Raw genomic sequence first — 7657 nt, 5'->3', positions numbered from 1 at the left:
GAGAGACTGGGGGCAAAGAGCCATACCGGGCCCGGCGACCGTAGCCCCTGATTGGAGCTGGGAAAAAGATAACGGGGTTGCGCCAAGCGACTTTAGCAAGCGTCTGCGATCCTGACCACGAAAGCGGGTTGCGAAATCGACACATAATTCGTGGTCGCGCAAATATCGGTGCTTTGTGCGCGAAACGGTGGCTGAAGTGCGACGGAACTACTCGACGGCGGCTGATGAGTGGCAGCGCCGACGGTTGTGAAAAATCTCGATGTCGTCGAGGATTGCGTTCACGAATCGAGGCGAATCGTGCATTTCTGGCGGTCGAGTAGTTCGATATGCGTCGAAAAACATAACGATTCCGTCATCGCGTCCGGACCGTCGCCAACGATGCCGACCAACGCGGCAGAGGGCTCCTCGCCGACAACCCGCGAGGTGAACCGACTCGCCGTAGCGATTATTGCGGCCGTGATTCCCGAGGCTGGTCCTCGGCTCTGCGCACGCCGCCGTGATGTCCTCCCTCGGCCCCTTCGTCGGCGCCCTCGGTTTCGGGTGCCTGCGATGCGGGTTGCTCCTCGGCCGGGGAGGCGGTGGCCCCGCCGGAAGTCTGGCCAGGCGCAGAGGATTTGAAATTCGGGTCGGCCACCGGACGTGTCGCGCCAGCTGTCCTGGCGCCGCTCCCGGGTCCGGTGGTGCCGGTTACCTCTTCCGCGCTCGTCCGGCGGCCCTCATAGGGCGGCACGGCCGATTCAGCGTCGCCGGGTGGACGCGTCCCGGTCGTGGCGACGTCGTCTTCGGACTGGTTCTGATCACGGGCTGACGTGACTTCTTCTTGGTCGAACGTGCCGGCCGGGCGATCGGTCGGGCCGCCGCCCGGCGCATTCGACCCGGTATCTCGCGAGCCTTTGGCTCCCCGCTGCGATTGAGGCTCTTCGGACAGATGTTCGCTGGACATAGCTCCATCGTCTCCTCGAGTGAGCGCTGGATTATATACTCTGCGTTCAAGCCTGGTGCCCGATTCCACTGCAGTCAAGCAAACTCGTGGGCCGCATCACTCACGAACAACAGCAAACGCACAGGTCACACCGGTTCACCCGGCAGAACTGGCCAGTCATCTCACCCGTCCGGCGTGAAGCACGGCCCGATGTTCAGGGCAGGACCATCACGGCCAGCAGGACGACCAGAAGCGAGACCGCGACCGTGATGTGGCTGCGTCGGTAATGGGTCGCCAATACCGCGACGAATTCGCGCAAGAAGGCGGCGGGCAGAAAATAGGCGGCGGTCCGAGACCCCAGGACCTGGGCATCGATGCCGAGGCGGCGGGTCAGCCCGGCCGTCCGGAGAACGTGAAAGTTACTGGTTACCACCGTGATTCGGAGCTGCTCCGGATCGATACCGCGCCGGTTCAGTTCGCGCAGGCAGTTACGCAGGTTCTCGGCGGTATTGCGCGAGTGCCGTTCTCGGACGATGGCGTGTCCGCTGACGCCGCGGGCGGTGAGGTAGCGCGCCATCGCGTCGGCTTCGGTCGTCGCCTCGTCGGGCCCCTGTCCACCGCAGGTGACCAGGACCGGCTGGCGTCCGGACCGCAGCGCTGTGCGGTAGGCGTCGATACCGCGGTCCAGTCGCGCGGCCAGCAGCGGCGTGACCGATCTGCGATTCAGGCCGCAACCGAGAATCACGACCGCATCGGCTTCGGGGCGAGCCGCCAGGCTGCCGTAGATCAGTGCGTAGCCGCCGAACGCGATCAGATGCGCCACGAAATAGACCGCGACCGCGGCGACCAGAACGATGGACTGAATGGCCCAGCCCGGCATCGCCGGACCGGACGCGACCGTGACGACCGCGGCCACCGCGCCGATCAAGCCGGCCCCGAGCACGACCGGCAACGCGGTGGTCGCGGCGATCCCCTCCCGTGACATCAGCTCGATTCCGTTGACCAGCAACGCGATACCGGCCACGGCGAACGGAGCCGTGAGTACTACGATCACCCCGAACGACGAAGGCGCGTCGGGGCCGAGTCCGACGACCGCGGTCGCGCCGCCGACGCCCAGCAGCGTGACCGCCGCCAGCAGGACGAATCCCGTCGAGAGCCGGCGGGGCTCCAAGGCCACGCGGATCGCCGCGATGAATGCCAGGACCGCCCCACTCGCCACCAGAAGCCCGCCGATCGACAGGTACGTCGCCGTCTGCATCCGCCCGAGACTCCTTCCGGCCCCTGCCGGGCCGCCGCGCCGAAGACACTACGAAGTCGTCGGCGCGACGAGAAATTCGCGGCGACCGGTCGACGTACCGACGATTTCCCATTCCGGAGCGCCGGAAACAGACCAGTGGCGCGGCCCCTTCCCCGCCACTCCGCCGACATCGAGATACGGGCGAGTTGGCTTGTGGACCATGGGTTTCCGCGTGTACACGACAGGTGCCCCACACTTTCGAATCGCGCTGGCCGATCTGGCCCGCGGAGCGGCGACGCACTGGATGGCTGCCTCGCGCGGAAACCAGAACCGCTACGCGACAGCCCACGCGTTGGACCGGCTGTGTAGACGAATCGACACAAAGCAAAATAGGCGGAATCGCGAAATAGGCGGCGCGGGTGGATGTTCGCCGAGGAAGAGGAGTCTGTCTTTGTCAGTGCGGCATGGAATTATCCGCGATGGATCGACAAGCTATGAAACACGGATAGGCCGAACTCGATGACGCTGACACGCAATGACGCATTGGCGCTACTCACAGACTCGCTCTCGACGCGACGACGACGCGGCGCAAAACGGCTGCGCGCGCTCGCAGACCCGACAGCAGCGGCTCGAATCCGCACCGCGCTCGAACACGAAGTGCTGGACAAACGCACCTGGGAGACGCAGTATCAATTGATCATGGCACTGGGTACGACCGGCAGCGGCGCGGATGTCGAGCTATTGAAAAAGCTGGCGCTGCAACCACGATCGGCGACCACGGTCAACGCTGCGCTCGGCGACGCCATCGTCCGCCTGGGCCGCGACGCCGACAACGACCCTGCTCCCGCCCTGTGGTGCCTGCAACAAGATGTCGAGCTTCTCGCCGACGGCGCGCTGCGCGCGGTCGCGATGCTCCGACTGAAATTCCCCGACTCCGCGGTCGACGCCGTCCTCGACTACGCCGAGGCCAATTTCCACGATCTCAACCACAAGTTCCTGGCGTACTGGCCGGCGGTCGCGGCAGCCGGTTGGTCCGGGCCTCGTGTGCGGATGTTTCTGACCCGATGTTCGCAAGACAGCCGCGAGATCATCGCCGCAGCCGCAACGGACGCCCTGAACGGTTGTTACGGAAACTATATGAGCGTGCTGTAACCGGCGTGGTGCTCGAGGTCAACGGAGTCCGCCGGCTGAGTCGGGTATGCGAGGACCACATGCGGTCGCAGATCGAGCGCAGATTAGGTTTTCGCGGCGCGGCAGTCTGTACGTGTGAGATCGACTCACGAGAGGCTGGCAACAATGCGGAAAATAGTCTTCGGCATGAACGTGACACTGGACGGCTACATCGCCGCGCCTGGCGACGACATCGGCTGGAGCGAGCCGAGCGACGAACGGTTCCAGTGGTGGCTCGGCCAGGAGCGAGCGCACGAGGTGTCGCTGTACGGGCGCAAGCTGTGGGAGACCATGAGCTCCTACTGGCCGACCGGTGACCAGCAGCCCGACGCCACCCCGGCGCAGATCGAGTTCGCGCGGAACTGGCGGGACACGCCGAAGGTGGTGTTCTCCTCGACGATCGACAAAGTCGACTGGAACACCCGCCTGGTCACCGGCGACGCGGTCGCCGAAATCACCCGGCTCAAGGCCGAGGGCGGCGGCACGATGGGCATCGGCGGCGCGACGCTCGCCGAGGCGGCCATGCGTGCCGGGCTGATCGACGAGTACGCGATCGTCACCCATCCGGTCCTGGTGGGCGGCGGCACATCGTTCTTCCCGGCGCTGGACAGCTGGGTGAACCTGAATCTGGTGGAAACGCGGACGTTTCCCGGCGGCGTGGTGCTGACCCGATACGAGACGAGGCGATGAGTACGGGCCAGAGTGAGGTATTGACCGACTCGCTGGAGATACCTCGGGATCACAGTGTCGGGGGCAGGCCCAGCCATGGTTTGTCGGTGGCGTCGAATCCGGTGAGCGCAGCGATCTTCCCGTCGGCGATGTGCAGGACCGCGATGTTCAACAGCCGGTACTCCGGGTCGTCGGGGGTGCGGAGGTAAAGCACGGCGGCAGGCATTCGATTGACTGTCGTGGCGATACAGCGCCAGTCGTCGTAGCCGCGCTGGAAAAGCCCACCGGAGACCCAGCCGTCCACCGCGTCCTGAGCCCCGATGATCACGGTGCCCGGATCGGGCAGCATCGCGAAGCGCAGGTCGTCGCGCAGCAGGGACATCAATCCGTCGAGGTCGTTGCGCTCATGGGCATCGACGTAGGACTTCACCACGCCCCGCTCGTCATCCGACAGCTCGTGAGTGGCAGGGCTCCGCCAATCGAGGCGGCGGCCGGGCAGTTGCTCGCGCATCGTCACACGCGCCCGCTGCAGTGCACTGGTCACCGATGCGACGGTCAGCTCGAGGGCTTCGGCGGCCTTCGGCGCCGGCAAGCCGAGGACGTCGCGCAGGATGAACACCGCTCGCTGCCGCGGCGGCAGGTGCTGCACGGCGACGATGAACGCCAGCTCGATCGTCTCCCGCGCCACGACCGAATCCTGCGGGTCGTCGGGAAGCATCCGGTCGGGGTACGGCTGCAGGTACAGCACCTCGGAGCCGGGGTCCGACAGCCCGTACGGTACGGGTGTCCGGTCGTTGCGCTTCTCCAGGAAGTCGAGGCAGGCGTTGGTCGCGATCCGGTACAACCAGGTCCGCAGCGTGGCGTGGCCTTGGAACGACTCCCGCTTGTTCCACGCTCGCAGAAACGTCTCCTGCGTCAAGTCCCGGGCGTCCTCGTAGTTCGCGAGCATCCGGTAGCAGTGCACCTGCAGCTCACGCCGGTGGCGCTCGGTGATGTCCGCGAACCGCGCCGTGTCGCCCGAGCGGGCCGCCTCGATGAACGTGGCCTCATCGGCGCCCAGCGCTCCGGCGTCGGTCATGGTCATCAATCCTTCCACTGTTGCGAGGGGCTACCAGAGCTGACGACGTAGCGGAGGATTTCTGATCGGTGACGTGGTGTTTGCGTGTGTGTCGGGCGTGCGTGCGGTGCGGCGGAGCCGCCATGTCGGCAGGTCCGCTACCCAGCCGGCAGTGGTGTCGGCGAAGGGGTGGTGGACACGATGGATACTGGAAGCCACAGCGGCAGTGAGGTTTTCGTGTCAAATTGCCGAAGAGCTTCTTCGGTGATGGCGCCCACAATTCGAAACTGCCGGGAGCGTGCGGAGGCGTCGAAAACCTCGTGCAATACGACTGCGACGGCGGCGAGACTGGTGGCGATGCGGCGCACCGCCGTCTGGGTTCACCGATCGGGCGCCTGCCGGAACGGCGAAATCACGGATCCGCAGGTCACGCCGCTTCGCCGGACAAAACCACGTCGCCGTGAGCAAGCGCTGGCTCACTTTCCAGTGGCGCCCGGGGCTCTGTGAGCAGAATGCAGAAGCCGATATAGCTGCCCGTGATCCAGATGTCGATGAGCACCGCGATGCCGATCGGACCGCCGCCGGTATGCGTGAGGGAGGCGTCGAATCGCCGGCGCGGCGGGATCAGAGGTACCCCGACCTACCGCTATGCAGCCCCGGAACCGGCTTGGCGCCCGGTCGCCTTTCCTTTGTCCGTCCGAGTGTGGAGTTCAGCAGGTGCGGTCGGGTGAGTGCGGCTTTCAGACGGTTCAGGGCGGGAGCGAGGGGACGGGGATCGATGTGCTGGAGTACTTCGGTAAGCAGGTGTATGGGTTCGCTGCACGAGTCATAACGGGCGCCGGGATCCTTGTCGAGTGACCGGTGCAGGATCGGGTCGACTTCGGGCGGGATCCAGGGTTGACGTTCGGAAATCTCCGGCGGTGGTTCGCGCAGTTGCGCCTGGGCGGTGGCTATGAGGTTCTCGCGAGGGAACGGCGGACGGCCGGTGAGCAACTCGATGGCCGAGCAGATCAGGGCGTACTGGTCGGTCGCTGGGGATATCGCGTCCGCCCGCAGCAGTTCGGGTGCGGCATACGGTACCGACACGACGACGAAACCATTGGTGGCCAGGGGCGGTTCGGGCCGGTGCAGCCACCGGCCCTGATCGAAGTCGGAGATTTTCACGGTAGATGCGCCGAACAGCACGTTCGCCGGTTTCACGTCGAGATGGACCACCCCCTCGGCGTGCGCATAATCCAATCCAGCGGCCACGTTTGCCAGCACGTGCAGCACCCGCCGCAGATCCGGGCGTTGGTGCGGCATCCGAACCAGCTTCGCCACGGTCGCGCCGCGAACGTACTCGCGGGCGGACCAGAGCTTGCCGTCGGTTTCACCGTGTCGATACATCCGCACGATGTTCGGGTGCCGCAGGGCGGACAGAATTTCGAACTCGTGCACGAATCGTGCCCGTGCCTCGGGCGACCGGCTGTCGTCCGGTCCCAGAATCTTCAGTGACACAGGCCGCGATGCTTCCGGATCCTCGGCCAGATACACCGCGCTGCTGCCGCCGTGCCCGAGCCGGGCTTTCACAACGAATCCCGCGAACTGGTCACCTGGCGCGAGCGGCATCGTCCCACGATAAGCGCTCTCCCTTGGGGCGTTGTTCTCACCGATGCGGAGCCGGCGTCGTGATACGGGACGCTACATGGTGAAAGGCTCCGAGAGCCGAAACGGCCACGGCACGGGCCTCGAGCGGGGCCAATTGCATTCCCGTGCGGTGAGATTCGCGGGCCGCTGTAACCGGCCGCAGAACCGGCATGCCGACAGCGACATGAAGACACAACCGCGCTTGTCGCTGTCACGAAAAGCGGCTACGGGTTGAACCGTTTCTTCGCTGGCGGATGTCGCGAAGGATCCGGCATACGCGGTCAGTACACGGGCGTCGGCGGACCGCTTGCGGCCGCCGCCGATCCCGGGCGCGGCCAGTGTCGCGTTTTTGCAATCGCCTTCGGCGCCGGTATTGCAGTCTGACTGACAGTAATTTTGTTGCGGAGAGGAAACCCCATGGCCGTTGCCACGTTGAAAATGCTCACCCTGGACAGTGCCGACGCACGGCGAGACGCCGAGTTCTGGGCCGCGGCGCTCGGTTGGAAGATCGCGCACGCGCAGGACGAGTACGCCATGCTCACAGGCCCCGATCACGCGCTCGGATTCGGCACGATCCCCGACTATCAGGCGCCGACCTGGCCGAACGAGAACGGCACCAAGCAGTTCCATCTGGATTTGGCGGTCGAAGACCTCGAGATCGCCAGTAAGCAACTGGTCGAACTGGGCGCCACGGTGCCGGAGTTTCAGCCCGGTGAGAGTTGGCGGGTACTGCTCGATCCGAGCGGCCACCCGTTCTGCCTCACCCTGGCTGCCAACTGGGGGTAGTCCACGGCCGCGCAGTTCGGGCGCGGTCCTGTGTCAGGTGCGGCGGCCTGTGCGGAGCGGGTCGTGAAGTGCGTTGTGCGGCTTCATCAGTGGATGGCGAGCTCAGTGCGCGGGGTTGAGTCCAGCAGGATGGTGTATGGCCGGACGCCAGCAAAGTGCGGGCGTGTCGTAGCCGGATAGGGGGTGGTCA

8 protein-coding genes are annotated in these 7657 nt (G+C 65.6%); 3 read left to right on the top strand and 5 right to left on the bottom strand.

Features of this window, described 5'->3' with window-relative positions:
- Positions 1-445: 445 nt before the first annotated feature.
- Together A5789_RS35450 and A5789_RS10950 are read right to left on the bottom strand one after the other, a co-directional pair.
- Positions 446-943, bottom strand: coding sequence for a hypothetical protein (locus A5789_RS35450; RefSeq protein ID WP_082856799.1), 498 nt, complete (start codon positions 941-943; stop codon positions 446-448).
- Positions 944-1136: 193 nt separating this feature from the next.
- Positions 1137-2180, bottom strand: a complete 1044-nt coding sequence (locus A5789_RS10950; RefSeq protein WP_064902200.1) for a YdcF family protein — start codon at positions 2178-2180, stop codon at positions 1137-1139.
- Between the two features lie 498 nt (positions 2181-2678).
- Here A5789_RS10950 and A5789_RS10945 point away from each other — a divergent pair, with 498 nt between their 5' ends.
- Positions 2679-3311 carry a hypothetical protein gene (locus tag A5789_RS10945; RefSeq protein WP_063910704.1) on the top strand — a complete coding sequence of 211 codons (633 nt, stop codon included), beginning with the start codon at positions 2679-2681 and terminating at the stop codon, positions 3309-3311.
- Positions 3312-3455: 144 nt separating this feature from the next.
- Complete coding sequence (locus A5789_RS10940; RefSeq protein ID WP_064902201.1) at positions 3456-4019, top strand: dihydrofolate reductase family protein; 564 nt, start codon at positions 3456-3458, stop codon at positions 4017-4019.
- 49 nt (positions 4020-4068) lie between these two features.
- Here A5789_RS10940 and A5789_RS10935 read toward each other — a convergent pair whose 3' ends face one another.
- From A5789_RS10935 to A5789_RS10930, 3 genes are all read right to left on the bottom strand, one after another.
- Positions 4069-5076, bottom strand: a complete 1008-nt coding sequence (locus A5789_RS10935) for an RNA polymerase subunit sigma-70 (RefSeq protein ID WP_064902209.1) — start codon at positions 5074-5076, stop codon at positions 4069-4071.
- Between the two features lie 406 nt (positions 5077-5482).
- Entirely contained in the window at positions 5483-5614 is a 132-nt protein-coding gene (locus tag A5789_RS38230; protein WP_255401738.1) for a hypothetical protein, read from the bottom strand.
- Between the two features lie 65 nt (positions 5615-5679).
- The gene (locus tag A5789_RS10930; protein WP_064902202.1) at positions 5680-6663 is read right to left on the bottom strand and encodes a serine/threonine-protein kinase; all 984 of its coding nucleotides are present in this window, start codon (positions 6661-6663) and stop codon (positions 5680-5682) included.
- A gap of 435 nt (positions 6664-7098) precedes the next feature.
- On the opposite strand from A5789_RS10930, the gene A5789_RS10925 reads away from it, so the two are divergent.
- Complete coding sequence (locus tag A5789_RS10925) at positions 7099-7467, top strand: VOC family protein (protein ID WP_040830063.1); 369 nt, start codon at positions 7099-7101, stop codon at positions 7465-7467.
- Positions 7468-7657: the final 190 nt, after the last annotated feature.

The organism is Nocardia sp. 852002-51101_SCH5132738, assembly GCF_001665695.1.
GTDB lineage: Bacteria > Actinomycetota > Actinomycetes > Mycobacteriales > Mycobacteriaceae > Nocardia > Nocardia nova.
Note: the sequence above shows the minus strand (reverse complement) of the source record. Positions and strands in the feature narration are given on the sequence as shown.